Origin of the sequence: Pseudoduganella chitinolytica (assembly GCF_029028125.1) — a bacterium.
GTDB classification, from domain to species: domain Bacteria; phylum Pseudomonadota; class Gammaproteobacteria; order Burkholderiales; family Burkholderiaceae_D; genus Rugamonas; species Rugamonas chitinolytica.
The window spans coordinates 3,376,000-3,395,944 of record NZ_CP119083.1 but is presented as its reverse complement, the minus strand read 5'-3'; the positions used below and the strand labels follow the sequence as shown (position 1 = coordinate 3,395,944).

The window sequence follows — 19,945 nt, the reverse complement described above, 5'->3', positions numbered from 1 at the left end:
TTTTTTTCGGATGTTGTATAGTCGGGGCATGAAGATCCGCCGCATTTCCGTACCCGTTGTCTTGTTGTCCACGCTGCTTGGTTCGACCGCCCAGGCGCAGATCTACCGCTGCGTGGACGCCAGCGGCCACAAGGAATACACGGACCGCAAGAAGGGCAGCCACTGCGTGGCGCTGGACTTGCCGGACCCCGTGATCGCGGCGCCGCCGAAGCGGGAAGGGCAGCCACGGCCGCGGCCGGCAACGAGCGCTGCGGCGGCCACGCCGGCACCGGCACCGTCGGCCTTCCCCCGCGTTGACAGCGCGGAGCAGAAGGCGCGCGACGCGGACCGGCGCCAGATCCTCACCGACGAACTCAACGCCGAAATGACCAAGCTTGGCGAGCTGCGCCGCGAATTCAACAACGGCGAGCCGGAACGTCGCGGCGACGAGCGCAACTACGCCAAGTACCAGGAACGGGTGGCGAACCTGAAGACGTCCATCGCCCGTTCGGAACAGAACGTCGAAGCGCTGAAGCGGGAAATCGCCAACATACGATGAAAATTGTGACCAATATCGCGCGCGCGGCAGCTGCCGCGGCGGCGGCCTTTCCACGCCCGTCCGCGCTGGCGGGCCTCGACCTGCTGGCCTCGGCCGTCGTCATCGTCGATGGGACCGGGCATATCGTGTACGCCAACGCGGCGGCCGAGAACCTGCTGGAAAGCTCGCTGAAGGCATTGTCGCGCCAGAAGCTGTGCAGCCTGTTTGCCAACCCGGCCGAACTGGACAACGTGATCGCGCAAGCGCGCGCGCACAAGTTCTCCGACCTGCGCCAGGAGCTGGCTCTGGAGCGGGCCGGGCGCGAGGCCTTGCACGTGCACACGATCGCCAGCGCGCTGGACGAGCCATCCGACAACGTGCTGCTGGAACTGCGCGAGACGGTGCAGCAGATGAAGCTGGACCGCGAGGAGCGCCTGCTGGACCAGAGCCAGGTCAACAAGGAGCTGATTCGCAACCTGGCGCACGAGATCAAGAACCCGCTGGGCGGCATCCGCGGCGCCGCGCAACTGCTGGAGATGGAGCTGCCGCCGCTGCACCTGCAGCAGTTGCGCGAGTACACGCAGGTGATCATCAAGGAAGCCGATCGGCTGCAGACCTTGGTCGACCGGCTGCTGGCACCGCACCGGCGCCCGCACATTGTCGGCGACGTCAATATCCACGAGGTGCTGGAACGGGTGCGCAGCCTGATGATGGCGGAGTTCCCGTCCGGCCTGGCGATCGTGCGTGACTACGACGCGTCGCTGCCCGAGTTCCGCGGCGACAAGGAACAACTGATCCAGACGGTGCTGAACATCGCCCACAACGCGGCGCAGGCGCTGGCCGAACGCATCGATGCGGGCGACGCTCAGATCGTTTTCAAGACCCGCGTGGCACGGCAGGTGACGCTGGCGAAGGTCCGTTATAACCTGGCATTAGATTTGCATATCATCGACAATGGACCTGGCATCCCGCCGCAGATCCGCGACCGCATCTTCTATCCACTCGTCTCGGGCCGGGACGGAGGAAGCGGCCTCGGCCTGACGTTGGCGCAGACCTTCGTGCACCAGCACATGGGCGTCATCGAGTGCGAGAGCCGGCCCGGATATACGGACTTCAGGATCCTGATCCCCCTGCCATGAATCCATGGGCCGGGCGACGGCGGGAGTCTGGAGCAGCCTCGATCCACATTGCGGGAAGCAGACAACACACATGAAGCCAATCTGGATAGTCGACGACGACGAATCGATCCGCTGGGTCTTAGAGAAAGCATTGGCGAGGGAGAATCTCGCAACGAAAAGTTTTGCCAACGCGCGCGACGCCATCGCCGCGCTGGAGTTCGAGACGCCGCAGGTGCTGGTGTCGGACATCCGCATGCCCGGCGACTCCGGCCTGGACTTGCTGCAGGTCGTCAAGACGCGCCACCCGGGCCTGCCCGTCATCATCATCACGGCCTTTTCCGACCTGGATTCGGCCGTGGCCGCGTTCCAGGGCGGCGCGTTCGAATACCTGGCCAAGCCGTTCGACATCGACAAGGCCGTCGAACTGATCCGCCGCGCGCTGGACGAAAGCCTGCGCGAGGCCAGCGTCGAATCGGGCCCGGCGGAGACGCCGGAAATCCTGGGCCAGGCCCCGGCGATGCAGGAGGTCTTCCGCGCCATCGGCCGCCTGTCGCAATCGAACGTGACGGTACTGATCACGGGCGAATCGGGCACCGGCAAGGAACTGGTCGCCCGTGCGCTGCACAAGCACAGCCCGCGCGCGGCGCAGCCGTTCATCGCGCTGAACACGGCCGCCATTCCGAAAGACCTGCTGGAATCGGAACTGTTCGGCCACGAGCGCGGCGCCTTCACGGGCGCGCAGACGACGCGGCGCGGCCGCTTCGAGCAGGCCGAGAACGGCACCCTGTTCCTGGACGAGATCGGCGACATGCCGTTCGACCTGCAGACGCGCCTGCTGCGCGTGCTGTCCGATGGCCACTTCTACCGCGTGGGCGGGCACCAGCCGCTCAAAGCCAACGTGCGCGTCATCACGGCCACGCACCAGAACCTGGAGCAGCGCGTGCGCGACGGCCTGTTCCGCGAGGACTTGTACCACCGCCTGAACGTCATCCGCTTGCGCCTGCCCAGCCTGCGCGAGCGGCGCGAGGACATCCCCCTCCTCGTGCGCCACTTCCTGCTGCAAAGTGCCAAGCAGCTGGGCGTGGAAGCCAAGCGCATGAGCGACACCACCCTGGCGTTCCTGCAAAGCCTGGACCTGCCTGGCAACGTGCGCCAGCTGGAGAACCTGTGCAACTGGATCACGGTGATGGCGCCGGGCCAGACGGTGGAAGTGAAGGACCTGCCGCTGGAGCTGTCGGAAGGGCAGAGCGCCATGCAGGCCGCGCCCGAGCTGGCGGTACCGCAGCACCACATCGCCGTCGCCAGCGCCGCCGCCCCCGCGGCACCGGGGCCGGACGGCTGGTTGTCGCTGCTGGAACTGCAAGCCGCGACGATGCTGTCGGACGGCCAGCAGGACGTCATGGACGTCCTGGGTCGCCAGTTCGAATCGGCGCTGATCCGCACGGCCTTGAAGTACACGCACGGCCGCAAGAACGACGCCGCCGTCCGCCTGGGCATCGGCCGCAACACCATCACGCGCAAGATCGCCGAGCTGGGGATCGACGGGGCGAAGGAGGATTAGCGCCCACGAGCTCATCAGTAGCCGGATTTCGGGTAAGCTCTCGGCTTCATGCCTGAGCTCTTATCTGGAAACTGTATGCTGATCAATTGCGTCGCCTATCAACACGGCCACAAGCTTGCCGACATCCCCGTGGCCGACATCAGCGACCATATCGCCGTGCCCGACACCTTTGTCTGGGTCGCGCTGAAGGATGCGCGGGGCGACGAGCTTGCTGTCATGCAGGAGGAGTTCGGCCTGCACGAGCTGGCCGTCGAGGATGCCCTGCGCGGCCACCAGCGGCCGAAGATCGAGGAATACGGCGACTCGTTGTTCGTGGTCGTCAAGACGGTCGAGATGGTCGACGACGAACTGGTCGTTGGCGAGATCGACATCTTCGTCGGCAATAACTACGTGCTGTCGTCGCGCCAGAACAGCGCGCAAAGCTTCATGGGGGTGCGGGCGCGGACGGAACGCGAGCCGCACCTGCTGCAGCACGGCTCCGGCTTCGTGCTGTACGCGCTGATGGACGCGGCCGTCGACCGTTACTTCCCCATCGTCGATGCCTTCGAGGAGGAGCTGGAGCAGATCGAGGAGCGCATCTTCCTGCAGGAGGCGCAGCGCGCCAATATCCAGCGGCTGTACGAACTGAAACGCAAGGTGATGACGCTGCGCCATGCCGTCGCGCCCCTGCTGGACGCCATCGGCAAGCTGCACGGCGGCAGGGTGCCGGCCATGTGCATCAGCAGCCAGGAGTACTTCCGCGACGTGCACGACCACCTGGCCCGCATCAACGCAACGCTCGATACGATGCGCGACACGATCGGCACGGCGATCCAGGTCAATCTGTCGATGGTGGCGCTGGACGAAGGCGAGGTCAACAAGCGGCTGGCGGCCTGGGCCGCCATCTTTGCCGTGCTGACGGCCTTTGCCGGCATCTGGGGCATGAACTTCGAATTCATGCCGGAGCTGAAGTGGCGCTACGGCTATCCCGTCGCGCTGACCGTGATGGCCACCACGTGCCTGCTGCTGTACCGGCGCTTCAAGCGCGCCGGCTGGCTGTAGCGTTTATTTTTTCGCGGCCATCGACAACGCGACGGCCTCGGCCACCTTGATGCCGTCCACGCCGGCCGACAGGATGCCGCCCGCATAGCCGGCGCCTTCGCCGGCCGGGAACAGCCCGCGCGTGTTCAGGCTCTGGAAGTCGTCGTCGCGGCGCTTGATGCGGATCGGCGACGACGTGCGCGTCTCCAGCCCCGTCAGCACGGCGTCGTGCTTGAAGTAGCCGCGCACCTGCTTGTCGAACGCGGGGAACGCCTCGCGCAACGCTTCCACCGCGTAGTCCGGCAGGATCGTGGCCAGGTCCGTCAGGTGCACGGCCGGCTTGTACGACGGGATCACGCCGCCGAACTCGGTGGAAGGCTTGCCCGCGACGAAGTCGCCCATCAACTGGCCCGGCGCGCTGTAGTTGCCGCCGCCCAGCTCGAACGCTTTTTCTTCCAGCCTGCGCTGGAATTCGATCCCGGCCAGGGGATGGCCCGGATAGTCCTCCGGTCCGATCGAGACGACGATGGCGCTGTTGGCATTGCGCTCTGCGCGCGAATACTGGCTCATGCCGTTCGTGACCACGCGGCCCGGCTCCGACGCTGCCGCCACCACGGTGCCGCCCGGGCACATGCAGAAGCTGTACACGGCGCGGCCGTTCTTGGCGTGGTGCACCAGCTTGTAGTCGGCCGCGCCCAGGATCGGGTGGCCGGCGTTCGGCCCGAAGCGGCACGTGTCGATCAGCGACTGCGGATGCTCGACGCGGAAGCCGATCGAGAACGGCTTCGCTTCGATATAGACGCCACGCTCATACAGCACTTCGAACGTGTCGCGCGAGCTGTGGCCGATGGCCAGCACCACGTGGTCGGTGACGATGCGCTCGCCCGAAGCCAGCAGCAGGCCGCGCACCTGGCGCACGCCATCCTTTTCTTCGATGTCGAAATCGGTCACGCGCTGCTCGAAGCGGATCTCGCCGCCCAGCGCGACGATTTCCTCGCGCATCGCCTCGACCATCTTGACGAGGCGGAACGTGCCGATGTGCGGCTTGCTGACGTACAGGATTTCCTCCGGCGCGCCCGCCTTGACGAACTCCGTCAACACCTTGCGGCCCAGGTATTTCGGGTCCTTGATCTGGCTGTACAGCTTGCCGTCCGAGAACGTGCCCGCGCCGCCTTCGCCGAACTGCACGTTCGATTCGGGATTCAGCACGCGCTTGCGCCAGAAGCCGAACGTGTCCTTGGTGCGCTCGCGCACCGTCTTGCCGCGCTCCAGCACGATGGGTTTCAGGCCCATCTGCGCCAGGATCAGCGCGGCGAACAGGCCGCACGGTCCCATGCCGATGACGACCGGGCGCGGCTGGCTGCCGTCCAGGTTGACGCCCTGGGCGACGAACTTGTATTCCATGTCGGGCGAGGGCATCAGGTGCACGTCGTGCTTGCGCCGTTCGAGCACCCCGGCGTCGTCCGTCGTCTCCACGTCCAGCGAGTAGATCAGGATGATGTTGGCCTTCTTGCGCGCGTCGTAGCTGCGCTTGTGGACGGTGAAGCCGCGCAGCATGCCGGGTGCGATGTCCAGACGTTCCAGGATGGCCTGGGTCAGTTCGGGCTCGGTATGGTTGAGGGGGAGTTTCAGTTCGTTCAGTCGCAGCATCGTCGTGTCCAGGAAAGCGGTGGGGCGCGCAACGGGCCCAATCCGCCATTCTACCTGTTTACGCGAGTGGCTTGAACGCAACGCCCTATGTCGGCCCACCCGGGCAACGCACCAAAATGCGGCGTTTACGCCACGAAATCAAAAGTTCAACGATGCACCGCTGTACATTTCGTGGTCGGGACTGCACTATTTAGGACGATATTTGAAGTGCATTTCTTCAATGCAACTTCGATCGCTGGATCCAGCGGGCTTCGCTGGATTGTGCAAGTCGGCTTTATTGGAACGGATAGCCGATTCATAGCCGCACCTGGATATTCGATTGATATCGGATAGAAGTTTGTGCGCGCTTTCGTATTTAATCCGGCCGACGTAATCCTGGCATGGCAGTTTCGCCTCTCAATTCAGTTAATCCCCCTCCATTTATTTATTGGTGCCGGCGGCGACCCGTCGGCATCCTTTGAGCGTTCGCAACAGTTCGCCTGAAATGCACCAGTTTGTCGAGCGATGGAGCCTGTTTGGTGCGCCGCCGCACCGTGATAGTGCTAGTTAGAAATATTGTTGTTTTTTGCTCATAGTTAATCTCGCGTGCGTTGACACTGCCATATCCGCTATGGTCTTATCTTACGCTGTACCCGATTGTTGCAATCGGGTTCTATGGTCGCCCAAAAAGCGATTGAAGGTTTTTTGGTTTAGTTGGGACGAAATGATTAATGCAGTAGAGGCGTGAGTAACTTTACCCAAGCTTACTACCAACGCATGCTTACTTTAGGAACCAAAATGTTGAGAAAAACTATTCTTGTTCGTTCGCTGACCATGGCATTCGGTGCCGCGGCCGTGCTGCCAGCGATGGCACAGCAGGCTGCGCCGGCCGAGTCGATCCAGAAGGTGGTGGTGACGGGCTCCCTGATCAGCCGTGCCGACAAAGAAACGCCGAGCCCGGTCCAGGTCCTGACGGCGGAAGACATCGCCAAGACCGGCTATACGTCCGTCGCCGAAGTGCTGAGCAACCTGTCGGCCAACGGCCAGGGCGCCCTGGGCACCGGCTTCTCGGGCGCGTTTGCCGCCGGTGCCTCCGGCGTGTCGCTGCGTGGCCTTTCCGTCGGCCTGACCCTGGTCCTGATCGACGGCCACCGCATGGCGCCGTATCCGCTGTCGGACGATGCCCAGCGCCAGTTCGTCGACGTGTCGTCGATCCCGTTCGACGCCGTCGAGCGTATCGAAGTGCTGAAGGACGGCGCCTCGGCCATGTACGGTTCCGATGCCGTCGCCGGCGTGGTCAACATCATCCTGAAGAAGAAGTTCAACGGTTTCAATCTGAACGCCGACGCCGGCAATTCCCAGCACGGCGGCGGCAAGAACTACAAGGTTGCCGCGACCGGCGGTATCGGCGACCTGGAAAACGACGGCTACAACGCCTTCATCAGCGCGGAATATCGTCACGCGGACGCCATCAAGCTGTCCCAGCGCGACAGCGAAGACTGGGCCAGCGGTGACTGGACCCGTCGCGGCGGCCTGAACCTGACGCGCGGCGTGCCGAACGCGGGCAACAGCTTCCTGACCGCCGGCAGCAGCCCGTTCCTGTACAACCCGGCTGGCGGCGTCAACAATGCGTCCAGCTACCAGTTCCTGGACCCGAACTGCAACTTCGTTAAATACCGCGCCGGCCAGTGCACGATCCGTGACGAAGTGTCGAACCTGCAGCCTGAGTCCGACAAGTTCAACCTCATCGCCGGCTTCACGAAGAAGCTGAACGAAGACTGGACGCTGGCGCTGAAGGCGTCGATGTTCAAGCGCCAGAGCACGAACAGCCGCGGCCTGACCGCCGGCAACGCGTTCTCGCCGATCACGTTCGCCGGTTACACGGCACTGGTGCCGGGCCAGACCCCGGCCATCGTGAACCGCGTGCCAAGCACGCTGCTGGCCGCGACCAACCCGCTGAACCAGCTGGGCGTGCCGGCTCGCCTGTACGGCTACATCCCGGGCGTGCCGACCGCCAACCAGCAGGACAACAGCTCGACGGCAACGCGCTTCGCCGCCGACCTGAACGGCTCCTGGATGGGCTGGGACATCGCCGCCGCCGCCGGTTTCGCCAAGGTGAAAACGGAAACGGAATACAACGGCTACGTCAACCGCGCTGCCCTGTACAGCGCACTGAACCGCGCTACGCCATTCAATCCGCTGGGTGGCAACTCGGCTGCGGACATGGCCGCGATCGCGCCGACGTTCAACAACGAAGCCGAGTCGAAGCTGACCTACGCCGACTTCCACGGTTCGCGCGAGCTGATGCAGCTGGCCGGCGGTCCGCTGGCCCTGGCCGCCGGCGTCAGCTGGTACAAGAAGGAACTGAACGCACCGCCGCCTGACCTGCTGGCGCAAGGCGTCGCCGGTAACGGTTCGGCCTATGTGTTCGGTGAAGAAACCAACACCGCGGCCTTCGCCGAACTGAGCGCGATGCCGATCCGCGACCTGGAGCTGAGCGCTTCGGCCCGCTACGACCACTACGACACGTACGGCAATTCGTTCACGCCGGGCGCGAAATTCAAGTGGAAAGCGCACCCGATGGCAACGCTGCGCGGTACGTTCGCCAGGGGCTTCCGTGCTCCGAACGCGGCCGAGGTGGGCAATGCCTCGTCGACGTTCTCGTTCCACGCGATCAACGATCCGATCCTGTGCGCGAACGGCGACCGTACCACCCCGGGCAACGTACCAGCCGGTTGCGGCTTCACGCCGGCATTCGTCCAGATCACCAATCCCGACCTGGAACCGGAAAAGTCGAAGTCGTTCACGCTGGGCCTGATCGTGGAGCCGGTGAAGAACCTGACGGCCACCATCGACTACTACAACATCAAGGTGAAGAACCAGATCAACACGGAATCGGGCCTGCCCGACTACGTGCCGAGCTACGTGCGTAACCCGGCCGTTCCGACCGACGTTGCTGGCCCGAACGGCACCCTGATCACGGCAACGCCGTCGGTCGGTTCGATCGCCTACGCCACCTCGTCGTATGTGAACTCGGGCTCGACGCAGAGCCGCGGTGTCGAACTGGACCTGGCTTACCGCTTCCGCGCCGGCGACATCGGCAACTTCCGCGCACAGCTGACGTTCAACCACATGATCAGCTACAAGCTGGAGCAGTTGGACCAGGAGTACGAACTGGCCGGCACCCACGGTCCTTCGGTCGTTTCCGGCAACACCGGCAACCCGAAAAACCGTGCGCAGCTGACCCTGGGCTACGAGAAGGGTCCCCTGAACTTCACGACGACCTTGAACTGGGTCAGCTCGTTCAGCGCGCTCGACCCGTCCATCGGCGTGAACGACTGCGCCGACGTGGCGATCGGTGTGGGCGGCCGTACGTACTTCGCCAACAACAACAACATCACGCCGCCTGAGTACTGCACGATCCGTTCGTTCATGTCCACCGACCTGAACGCGACGTACAAGCTGACGAAGAACCTGACGCTGCGCGCATCGATCCTGAACGCGTTCGACCGCGCGCCGCCGATCGACGTCGCAACATACGGCAACGCGGGTAACCTGACCAGCTACAACGCCACCCTGCACCAGGCTGGCGCTGTGGGACGGTTCTTCTCGATTGGCGCTTCGTACGCGTTCTGATCGGGTAGGCAGATGAAAACGGGCAGCCGCGGCTGCCCGTTTTTTTTGCGTCTTCCGCAAACCAGGGGTCTCCTCGCTACATCCCGCCCCACGCGGCCGCCAGGACGGCCAGCACCGCCAGCGCCGCCGTCTCCGTGCGCAGCACGCGCGGCCCGGCCGACAGCGCCAGCGCGCCATGCTGCACGGCCAGCGCTTCTTCCTCGTCCGTGAATCCACCTTCCGGTCCCACCAGCAACGTGACGGGCTGGGCCGGCTGCGCGCGCGTCCAGGCCGCCAGCGACGTCGTCGCGCGCGGGCTCAGCAGGATGCGCTGGCCGTCCGCCGGCTGCGCCAGCCACTCGCGCAGGTCGAGCGGCTGCGCCAGCCGGGGCAGGCGGTTGCGTCCGCTCTGCTCGGCCGCGGCCTCGATCACCCCCTGCCAGTGCTCCAGCTTTCTTTCCGCCCGCTCGGCCGACAGGCGCACGACGCAGCGCCGGGCTGCCAGCGGCTGTACGGCGGCGACGCCCAGTTCGACGGCTTTCTCGACGATCCAGTCCATCTTCGTGCCTTCCGGCAGCGCTTGCGCCAGGGTGACGGGGAAGGGCAGCTCGGCCTCGCGCGCGTCGAACGCCTGCACCTCGGCCGTGGCGCGCTTCTTGCCCACGTCGCGCAGCAGCGCCGCATACTCGCCGCCGGTGCCGTTGAACAAGGTCAGCGGCGCGCCCGGTTCCAGGCGCACGACGTTGACATGGTGGGCCACGGCGGCGGGCAGGTCGACCAGGTGGCCGACAGCCAGCGGCTGGGCGATAAAGAAACGGGGCATGACAATCCCAACAAGATGAAATGCACTAATTTTAAGCTGCCATCTCATGCTCTGGTAAAATAACGGGCTACGCAGTCTGGAGTCGTTTCAAAATGGCCGTGCGCCCCCGCGCCGGCGACCATTCTGAAACCGCTTCGCAAAGCATTTCCGTGTCGCGGCTCAGACTCCAACACCTCCCTCGATAGACCACGATGAAATCTACGCTTCCCCACACCCAGATGGCCAACGCAATCCGTGCGCTGGCGATGGACGCTGTCCAGAAGGCCAACTCCGGCCACCCCGGCATGCCTATGGGCATGGCCGAGATCGCCGTCGCCCTCTGGAGCGGCCATCACCGCCACAACCCGGCCAATCCGAAGTGGGTCAACCGCGACCGTTTCCTGCTGTCCAACGGTCACGGTTCGATGCTGCACTACGCGCTGCTGCACCTGTCCGGCTACGACGTGTCGATGGACGACATCCGCAACTTCCGCCAGTTGCACTCGAAAACCCCGGGCCACCCGGAAGTGGACATCACGCCGGGCGTGGAAACCACGACCGGCCCGCTGGGCCAGGGCCTGGCCAATGCCGTCGGCATGGCGCTGGCGGAGTACCTGCTGGCCGCCGAGTTCAACAAGCCGGGCCATGACGTCGTCGATCACTATACGTACGCGTTCCTGGGTGATGGCTGCCTGATGGAAGGCATTTCGCACGAAGTGTGCTCGCTGGCCGGCACGCTGGGCCTGAAGAAGCTGATCTGCCTGTACGACGACAACGGCATCTCGATCGACGGCAAGGTGGAAGGCTGGTTCACCGACGACACCCCGAAGCGCTTCGAAGCGTACGGCTGGAACGTGATCGCCAACGTGGACGGCCATGACGTGGCCGCCGTCAACGCCGCCATCGAGGCAGCGAAACAGGCCGACAAGCCGACCCTGATCTGCTGCAAGACGATCATCGGCAAGGGTTCCCCGAACCTGCAGGGCGGCGACAAGGTCCACGGCGCCGCGCTGGGCGACAAGGAAATCGCCGCCGTGCGCGAATACATCAGCTGGGGCCACGAGCCGTTCCTGGTGCCGGACGACGTGTCGACGGCCTGGGCCTTCAAGGCGCAGGGCGCCGCGCTGGAAACCGAGTGGAACAGCAAGTTCGACGCCTACGCCGCCGCCTTCCCGCAGGAAGCCGCCGAGCTGAAGCGCCGCATGAACGGCGAACTGCCGGGCAACTTCGAGGCAACCCTGCAGGCCGCCATCGCCACCTGCGTGGAGAAGAAGGAAACCATCGCCACCCGCAAGGCTTCGCAGAACGCGATCCAGGCGCTGGCCCCGATCCTGCCGGAATTCCTGGGCGGCTCGGCCGACCTGACCAGCTCGAACCTGACCAACTGGAAAGAGTCCGTCGCCGTCCGTTCGGGCAAGCCTGGCAACCACATCAACTACGGCGTGCGCGAGTTCGGCATGAGCGCCATCATGAACGGCGTCGCCCTGCACGGCGGCTACATCCCGTTCGGCGCCACATTCCTGACGTTCTCCGACTACTCCCGCAACGCGCTGCGCATGGCCGCCCTGATGAAGCAGCGCTCGATCTTCGTGTTCACGCACGACTCGATCGGCCTGGGCGAAGACGGTCCGACCCACCAGTCCGTCGAGCACGTCTCGTCGCTGCGCCTGATCCCGAACCTGGACAACTGGCGTCCGGCCGACACCGTCGAATCGATGGTGGCATGGGGCGCGGCAGTGAAGCGCAAGAACGGTCCATCCACGCTGATCTTCTCGCGCCAGAACCTGCCGTACCAGGAGCGCACGGAACAGGCCATCGCCGACATCGCCAAGGGCGGCTACATCCTGGCCGACGCGGCGGACGCGAAGGCCGTCATCATCGCCACCGGTTCCGAAGTGGAACTGGCCATGAACGCCGCCGCCGCGCTGAAGAACGAAGGCATCGCGGTACGTGTCGTGTCGATGCCGTCCACCGACGTGTTCGACCGCCAGGACGCCGCCTACAAGGCCGGCGTGCTGGGCAAGGGCCTGCCGCGCGTGGCGGTGGAAGCCGGCGTGTCCGACTTCTGGTACAAGTACGTGGGCCTGGAAGGCGCCGTCGTGGGCATCGACACGTTCGGTGAATCCGCCCCGGCCGGCGTCCTGTTCAAGCACTTCGGCTTCACGGTGGAGAACGTGGTGGCCAAGGTGAAATCTGTCATTGCTGCATAAGTTTGCATTTCCTGGAGCGGGCTCCGGCCCGCTTCGCTGTCGGCTGAAAAAAGATTCTTAATCAAAGGAGCACATAGTATGACGATCAAGGTAGCAATCAACGGTTATGGCCGTATCGGCCGCAATGTCCTGCGCGCTTTCTACGAAGGCGGCAAGAAGCAGGACATCCAGATCGTTGCCATCAACGACCTGGGCAATGCGCAATCGAACGCACACCTGACCCGCTACGACACGGCGCACGGCAAGTTCCCGGGCACCGTCGAAGTCGAAGGCGACAACATGATCGTGAACGGCGACAGCATCCGCGTGTTCGCGCAGCGCAATCCCGCTGAAATTCCATGGGGCGAGCTGGGCGTGGACGTCGTGCTGGAGTGCACCGGCTTCTTCACGACCAAGGAAAAGGCCTCGGCCCACCTGAAGGGCGGCGCCAAGAAAGTCATCATCTCCGCACCGGGCGGCAAGGATGTCGACGCGACGATCGTCTACGGCGTCAACCATGACGTGCTGAAGGCCTCCGACACCGTCATCTCGAACGCATCGTGCACCACCAACTGCCTGGCCCCGCTGGTCAAGCCGCTGAACGACGCCATCGGCCTGGAAACCGGCCTGATGACGACCGTGCACGCCTACACCAACGACCAGGTGCTGACCGACGTGATGCACGAAGACCTGCGCCGCGCCCGTTCGGCCACGCAGTCGATGATCCCGACCAAGACCGGCGCCGCTGCCGCGGTTGGCCTGGTGCTGCCGGAACTGAATGGCAAGCTGGACGGCTACGCGATCCGCGTGCCGACCATCAACGTGTCGATCGTCGACCTGTCGTTCATCGCCAAGCGCGACACGACCGTCGATGAAGTGAACCAGCTGATGAAGCAGGCTTCGGAAGGCGCGCTGAAAGGCATCCTGACGTACAACACCGAGCCGCTGGTCTCCGTCGACTTCAACCACAACCCGGCCTCGTCGAACTTCGACGCGACGCTGACGAAAGTCTCCGGCCGCCTGGTCAAGGTGTCGTCGTGGTACGACAACGAGTGGGGCTTCAGCAACCGCATGCTGGACACCACCGTGGCGCTGATGAACGCGAAGTAATCGTTCGCTTCGCGGTAGTGCTCGAAGGCGCCTGCGGGCGCCTTTTTTATTGTTGCCGCTGCCGGGGTTGGGGTCTGTCCCCGGTAAGTGGTGACTGACGAGGCAACCGCCGGCGTCACGAGGGGACTGCGGTATCCCGGTTTTTATCGGTCGCGTATGAAAACCGGGGTCAGTCCCCTGACGCCGCCAACGGGTGCTTCCTCCGATCTCACTTACCGGGGACAGACCCCAAACAAAAAAAGCCCCGCCGGCGCAAGCCGGCGGGGCTTTTGTTCAGCTGCTGTGGATTAGAAGCTGTACGAAGCGCGCACGTAGAAAGTGCGGCCCGTTACGTCCGTGAAGCGCGGGTCGAAGCCGGCCTGGAACGTCGTTTCCTGGTACGACAGCGGAGGCGTGCGGTCGAACATGTTGCGGATACCGAACGTCAGCGCGACGCCCTTCGGCTGCGTGTACGACACGTAGCTGTCGAACGTGGTGTACGACGCGACGCGGTGGTTCTCGACGTAGTCGTTTTCCGCATCCTGGTAGCCCGACTTGAAGTGACCCGTCAGGCCGGCGCTCAGCTCCTTCTGGCTCCAGCGCACGCTGGCGGTGTTCTGCCAGCGGAACACCGGACCCACGCCGGAGAAGATACCCACGTTCTGGTGCCACTCGCCGCCTTGCGTGTTCTGGTACTTGTACTCATGTACCCACGTGCTGTTCAGCGAGAAGTTGTACGTGCCGTAGGCGGCCGTGCGCAGGCGGTATTGCGCGCCCAGGTCGATACCGTTGGTCTTGATGCTGCCCAGGTTCTGGGTGCGCAGGTCGACGTAGCCGCAGTTCACGCCGGGGCACTGGGAACCGTCGATCGACAGGTTGCCGGCCGGGTTGCGGTGGAACAGGGTCGCATACTTGGCCGCATCGCCGAACGCGTCGGTTTCGGCCAGGTTCGCGATCTGGTGATCCAGCTGGATCGCCCACAGGTCGGCCGTCAACGTCAGGTTCTTCACGCCTTCATACACGATACCCAGCGTGGCGTTCTTCGATTCTTCCGGATCCAGGCTCGAGTTGCCACCCAGCATTTTCTGGAACTGCATGTCGCAGTTCGTCGCCGCGCTCTTGCCCGGTGCGGCCACGCCGTTCGGGCAGTTGATCGGATCGTTCAGCGTCGACGTGTTGGTATACGTGTTGGCGGCGTTGATCTCGTACAGCGACGGCGCCCGGAAGCCCGTCGAGAAGGAGCCGCGCACCATCGTCGTGGTGCTTGGCTGCCAGCGGAAGCTGACCTTCGGGTTGGTCGAGTTGCCGAAGTCGCTGTACTTGTCGTAACGCACGGCGGCAGTGACGTCCAGTGTCTTCACGATCGGCACGTTCAGCTCGGCATACGCGGCGTACACCGTGCGCGAGCCTTCGTTGTGCAGATTCGGGTCGATGCCGGTGCTGGCCACGACCTTCTCGGCGTACGGCGTGTTGGCCGCCGACAGGAATTCCTCGCGGCTGGCCTGGCCACCGATGGCCAGGGCGGCATTGCGGCCCGCGCCCAGCCAGTCACCCAGCTCGCGGCTGGCGTTCAGGTCGAACGTCTTGGTGGTGCCCTTGGCACTCTGGATGTTGCCGTCCAGTGCCGCACCCATCAGCAGCGCCATGCTGGCCGCGCTTTGTTCGCCAAACGGATTGATGATGCCGTCCAGCACGCCCTGGGTGATCATGTCGCCGTCGCTGTAACCCTTCAGGTTGACGGAGACCTTGTTCTCGCCCCACGTCAGGCCCGTGCGATAGTCCCAGCCGGCGATGTTGCCGGACAGTTCAGCCACGAAACGCTGCTGGCGGTTGATGTTCTCGTCCGCGCGCACGCCGTTCGGCAGGTCGCGCCACATCACGTTGATGTAGCCAGGACGCGCGCCGGCCGGCAGGTCGCCCGCACCGAAGGTCGGGTCCAGCGGAATGTTCGCCGCGACGGCGCCAGGATTGCCCGGGTAGTACGGGTTCAACGCGCCGTTGGCCAGCGTGCGGTTCATGATCAGGCCGCCGTATGGCACGGGTGCGATCTGGCTTTCCACCTTGCTGCGGCTGTGCAGGTATTCCAGGCTCAGCTCATGGTTGTTCGGCAGCTTGATCGTGCCCTTGAACAGGCCGGTGGCGCGCTCGGAGCGCGGCACGTAGTCGACGAAGCTCGACGTCGTCATCTTGCAGCCGGTGCCGTTCGGCACCAGGTTCGGCGCGCTCGTGCAGTTCGGCGCGGCCGGGTTGCCGACGTCGCCGTCCTGGTAGTAGTTGGCCGGGAACGTGCTGCTGGACAGGCCGCCGGCAAAGCGGCGGTTGAAGTCGCGCTCGGTGCCGCCGATGGCGCGCTGCTTCTGGAAGTCGCCCATCGCGTAGAAGTTCCAGCCGTCCTTGTCGACGTCGCCGTAGCCGTAGGCGATGCTGCTGTTCAGGCCAGTGCCGCCCTTGTGTTCCGGCGACTCGCCGCCCACGCTGACCACGCCACCGGTGAAGTCGCGCCTGGTGATGAAGTTGATGACGCCGCCGACGGCGTCCGAGCCGTACAGGGCGGAAGCGCCGTCACGCAGCACTTCGACGCGCTCGAGCGCCGCGAACGGGATCATGTTCAGGTCGGGTGCCGAGCTGTCGTACGCGTTGTTCGCCAGGCGACGGCCGTTCAGCAGGACCAGCGTCTTGTTGGCGCCCAGGCCGCGCATGTTCGCAAACGATGCGCCGCCGGTGGACAGGCCGACCACCTGGCTGGTGCCCTGCGTTGCCTGCATCGCGGCAACGGTCGACAGGACCTGTTCGACCGTGCTGATGCCTTCGGCCTTCAGGTCCGACATCTTCATCACGGTCACGGGGACGGCGGTTTCGGCATCGATCCGCTTGATCGCGGAACCGGTGATCTCGACGCGCTGCATCGGCGCGTCGGCCTGTTGTGCGAAGGCGGGGACCGCCATCAGCGAGGCGCCGATGGCGCCGGCCGAGCAGATCAGCCTGACGGATTGCGCCAGGGTGGTTTCTTTCATCATGGTTGCTCCAGTGTTGTCGTCACAAGGGCGTCCTGTGCGAGGCGAGGACCTCAGGCAGAGAACGACCCGACATAAGACACTGGAACTTGCATCGTGGTCAACCGTATAAATATTTCATAATGTTATTTGTCGGTTATGCGCAACAATATTGCAACCAAACTGTGGTATAGACAGGTTGCTGCAATAAAATTCCAAAAGTTAACAAAAAAACCTGCCGTGAACCCACCGGCAGGTTTTTTTTCCGTGCGCGTACGCTTACAGCGTGGCGCGCAGGCCCAGGTAGTAGCGGCGGCCGATCGGGTCATAGGCGCCCGCTTCGGTCTCGGCACCGGTCGTGCTGCCAGGCAAGCCGGACACGATCGGAGGCGCCTTCGTGTTGAACGCGTTGTCCAGGCCGATGTACACCTCCCACTTCTTGCGCAGCTCGTACGTCAGCTGGAAGTCCTGGTAGGTGCGCGAACCGATACCCACGGCATTGCGCGGCAAGTCGAGCTGCGCGAGGAACTGGTCGTCCAGGTAGGACTTGCCGATGTAAGTCGTCGCGGCCGCGATGCCGATCGGGCCCCACTTGTAGGCCAGGTTGATCGACGCCTTGTTTTTCGGGCTTTGTGCCACTTCGCCAGCCCAGTAGTCGCGGTTTGCGCCCGGGGTTGGCGTGTCGTAGCCTTCGCGCAGCCAGGTCCAGGCCAACCGTGCATTCAGGCGGCCCGGGCCAACGGCGCCGGCCCACGATGCCGTCATGTCGACGCCTTCGGTGGCCTTGCTGCCCGTATTGCTGACCAGCGAGTCGATGTACTCCAGCGAGCCGGCGCTGTTCGGGCCCACGTCGGCCGGGCGGCGGGTGATCACGTTGCACAGCGAACCGTCGCCGCCGTAGCAGTTCTCCAGCGCGTACTGGCGTGGCATGAACACGAGCGCGTCGGCGATCTTGATGTCGAAGTAGTCCAGCGTCAGCGTGACGTTCTTCAGGGCAGGGATCGAACGCGGCGTCCATACCACGCCGACGGTGGTCGACCAGCCTTTTTCCTCGCGCAGGTTCGGATTGCCGCGGTCATAGCCGCTGATGCCCTGGATGTCCGACTGGCTCAGCGTGAAGGCGCCGTTCGCGGCAATGTTGGCCGCCACGCCTGGCGCGGCGCGGCAAGCGTCGCCGCGGGCGCCACCACCGGTCGCCGTGATGCCTTCGCATGGGTCGACGATGTCGGCCGGGAAAGTCTGTTGTGCCGGCTGGAAGAGCTCGTTGATGTTCGGCGCGCGTGTCGACAGCGCCCGCGTCGCGCGGAAGCGCACGTCGGCGATCGGCGACCATTCGGCGGCGGCGTTCCAGCTGGTGGTGTAGCCCACCGTGGAATACTTGCCGCGACGGAAGGCGCTGGACAGGTTCAGTTCCTTGATGAACGGCTTGTCCTTCAGGACCGGTACCCGGATTTCGCCGAACAGTTCCTTGACGTTGAACTTGCCGTAGGTCGGCGGCAGCGCATTGCCGGCGTTCAGGCCGGCTTGCGTCAGTGCATCGGCCTCGCTGGACGATTCCTCGCCGCGCCACTCGAAGCCCACGGCGACCCCGACCGCACCGGCGGGGAGGTCGTACACTTCGCCGTTGATCGAGCCGCCGGCCAGTTTCTGCGTGACCTTGGTTTCCAGGCTGCCGGGTGCGTTGACGTATTTCAGCGCTTCCGGCGTGATGCTGCCGTAGCCGAACACATTGATCGGCACGCAACCCAGCGCGCGCGCGGTGGAGTCGGCGCAGATCGTCTCGGTGCGGTTGTTGTTCTGGTTCAGGTCGTCGATATCGGTGATGGCTTCCAGCGCGTGGCGGAAGTTCAGCACGTTGACCTGGCCGCTCGAGCTCTGCGATTCCTTGGTCTGGCCGTAGGCGACATAGGTCTCGTAGTTCCACTCGCGCAGCAGGTTGAAGTTGCCCTTCAGGCCAGTGGCCAGGCGGAACGTGTCGCGACTGGCCTTGCTGCCGCGGGTGCCCACCTCCGCCAGGCGGCGCGTGAAGAAGTAATCGCGCAGGCCGTCGCCGTTGGTGTCGCTGATGTTGTTGAACAGGCGGTCCGGCACCAGCGGGTTGCGGCGCAGCGTACCGTTGATCAGCAGTTCGGCCGGCACCTGGCCGCCCGTGTCGCCTTTGTAGATGTCGTCCGAGCCCAGCGCGAACGGCTCCAGCATGGTCGACACGCGGGTCGACGCGTAGTTACCCTCGAAGAACACCGTGTGGTTGTCGTTCAGGTTCATCGTGCCCGTCGTCGCCAGCAGGTAGCGGTCGGTCGGCACGGCGATCGAACGGAACTCCGAGCGGTTGAAGCCGGTCGCGGCCTGGCCGTTGGTGCCGTTGGTGTTCCACGGGATGACATTGCCGTTGCGGTCGTAGGTGAAGCTGCCGTTGTCGTCGAAGAAGCGGCCCTGCGGTGCGAAGCTGGAATAGAAGGGGCGGGTGACGCGGAACAGGTCTTCCGGATCGCCTGCCGAGTTCTGGTCGACGGCGGAGGCCTCGCGGTCCTTCGAGTAAACGGCGCCCTGCTTGGAGAAGCCGAAGTGCACCATGATGTTGCTGGAGGCATCGGCGTTGCTGGTGCCCCACGTGGCGGAGAATTTCTTCTTGGTGTCGTCGTGCTTGGTGCTCTGCCCGCCCTGGACGTCCAGGATCAGGCCCGTGAAGTTGCGCTTGGTGATGATGTTGACGACGCCGGCCACGGCATCGGAGCCGTAGGTCGCCGAGGCGCCGCCCGTCAGCAGCTCGACGCGCTCGATGAAATCGGTCGGGATCACGTTCAGGTCGACCGCGGTCTCACCCGGGATGCCGGCCACGAAGCGGCGGCCGTTCAGCAGCACCAGCGTGCGTGACGTATCCAGGTTGCGCAGGTTGACGGTCGAGACGCCGGCGCTCGACGTGGAGAAATTGGAATTGGTACGGCTGACGGTGGGCGTGCCCAGCGTCGGATTCTTCATCAGCAGTTCCTGCAGGTTCGTCGCGCCCGACGCGGCGATGTCGGCCGATGTCAGCACCTGCAGCGGCGATGGCGATTCGGCGCCCGGCGAAGCAATGCGCGAACCCGTGACCTGCACGGTCTGCATCGGTGCCTCGGCGGTCTGCGCCAGGACTTGCATGCTGAGGACGGCCCCACCAACGCCTATCAGCCGGACGGCGCGCGAAATGCTTTTTTCTCTCATGGTTGCTCCCTGTTGTGTTGAAAGCCTTGGGGCGCTCCGTAACGAAGCACCAAACCATGAATGTTAGACAAGCGTGGCAAACATACAAACCGTATTCTTCAGGAATACGGGTAGTTGTCTTTTATTTACCACGCAATTTATGAGTGGGAAAAGTAATTATCTCCTGGCAATATGACGGGAAAAGATGTCATCCCATGGGCGGCAGGGAATG

Annotated in this window: 11 protein-coding genes; 7 read left to right on the top strand and 4 right to left on the bottom strand. The window is 64.2% G+C overall.

All coding sequences use genetic code 11. The features are described 5' to 3' along the window. Positions 1-28: 28 nt before the first annotated feature. From PX653_RS14950 to corA, 4 genes are all read left to right on the top strand, one after another. Complete coding sequence (locus PX653_RS14950; protein ID WP_277413571.1) at positions 29-538, top strand: DUF4124 domain-containing protein; 510 nt, start codon at positions 29-31, stop codon at positions 536-538. Further along, a complete protein-coding gene (gene glnL / locus PX653_RS14945) occupies positions 535-1,656 on the top strand; it encodes a nitrogen regulation protein NR(II) (protein ID WP_277413570.1) in 1,122 nt (373 codons plus the stop codon). Before PX653_RS14950 ends, glnL begins: the two co-directional genes overlap by 4 nt. 70 nt (positions 1,657-1,726) lie before the next feature. Then, a complete protein-coding gene (gene ntrC, locus PX653_RS14940) occupies positions 1,727-3,196 on the top strand; it encodes a nitrogen regulation protein NR(I) (protein ID WP_277413569.1) in 1,470 nt (489 codons plus the stop codon). 75 nt (positions 3,197-3,271) lie between these two features. Next, positions 3,272-4,237, top strand: coding sequence for a magnesium/cobalt transporter CorA (gene corA / locus PX653_RS14935; RefSeq protein WP_277413568.1), 966 nt, complete (start codon positions 3,272-3,274; stop codon positions 4,235-4,237). 3 nt (positions 4,238-4,240) lie between these two features. Here the strand turns inward: corA and PX653_RS14930 are convergent, their stop codons facing one another. Next, positions 4,241-5,866, bottom strand: a complete 1,626-nt coding sequence (locus PX653_RS14930; RefSeq protein WP_277413567.1) for an NAD(P)/FAD-dependent oxidoreductase — start codon at positions 5,864-5,866, stop codon at positions 4,241-4,243. Positions 5,867-6,643: 777 nt separating this feature from the next. Here PX653_RS14930 and PX653_RS14925 point away from each other — a divergent pair. After that, positions 6,644-9,481, top strand: coding sequence for a TonB-dependent receptor (locus PX653_RS14925; RefSeq protein ID WP_277413566.1), 2,838 nt, complete (start codon positions 6,644-6,646; stop codon positions 9,479-9,481). A gap of 76 nt (positions 9,482-9,557) precedes the next feature. Here the strand turns inward: PX653_RS14925 and PX653_RS14920 are convergent, their stop codons facing one another. Then, the gene (locus tag PX653_RS14920) at positions 9,558-10,283 is read right to left on the bottom strand and encodes a 16S rRNA (uracil(1498)-N(3))-methyltransferase (RefSeq protein ID WP_277413565.1); all 726 of its coding nucleotides are present in this window, start codon (positions 10,281-10,283) and stop codon (positions 9,558-9,560) included. A gap of 191 nt (positions 10,284-10,474) precedes the next feature. Here PX653_RS14920 and tkt point away from each other — a divergent pair, with 191 nt between their 5' ends. Next, on the top strand, positions 10,475-12,472 hold the full coding sequence (tkt, locus tag PX653_RS14915) for a transketolase (RefSeq protein WP_277413564.1): 1,998 nt from the start codon (positions 10,475-10,477) through the stop codon (positions 12,470-12,472). A gap of 78 nt (positions 12,473-12,550) precedes the next feature. Next, complete coding sequence (gap, locus tag PX653_RS14910; protein WP_277413563.1) at positions 12,551-13,561, top strand: type I glyceraldehyde-3-phosphate dehydrogenase; 1,011 nt, start codon at positions 12,551-12,553, stop codon at positions 13,559-13,561. A 287-nt stretch (positions 13,562-13,848) separates the two neighbouring features. On the opposite strand, the gene PX653_RS14905 is transcribed toward gap, so the two are convergent. Further along, positions 13,849-16,557, bottom strand: coding sequence for a TonB-dependent receptor (locus PX653_RS14905; RefSeq protein WP_277413562.1), 2,709 nt, complete (start codon positions 16,555-16,557; stop codon positions 13,849-13,851). Between the two features lie 255 nt (positions 16,558-16,812). Continuing rightward, on the bottom strand, positions 16,813-19,671 hold the full coding sequence (locus tag PX653_RS14900; protein ID WP_277413561.1) for a TonB-dependent receptor plug domain-containing protein: 2,859 nt from the start codon (positions 19,669-19,671) through the stop codon (positions 16,813-16,815). Positions 19,672-19,945: the final 274 nt, after the last annotated feature.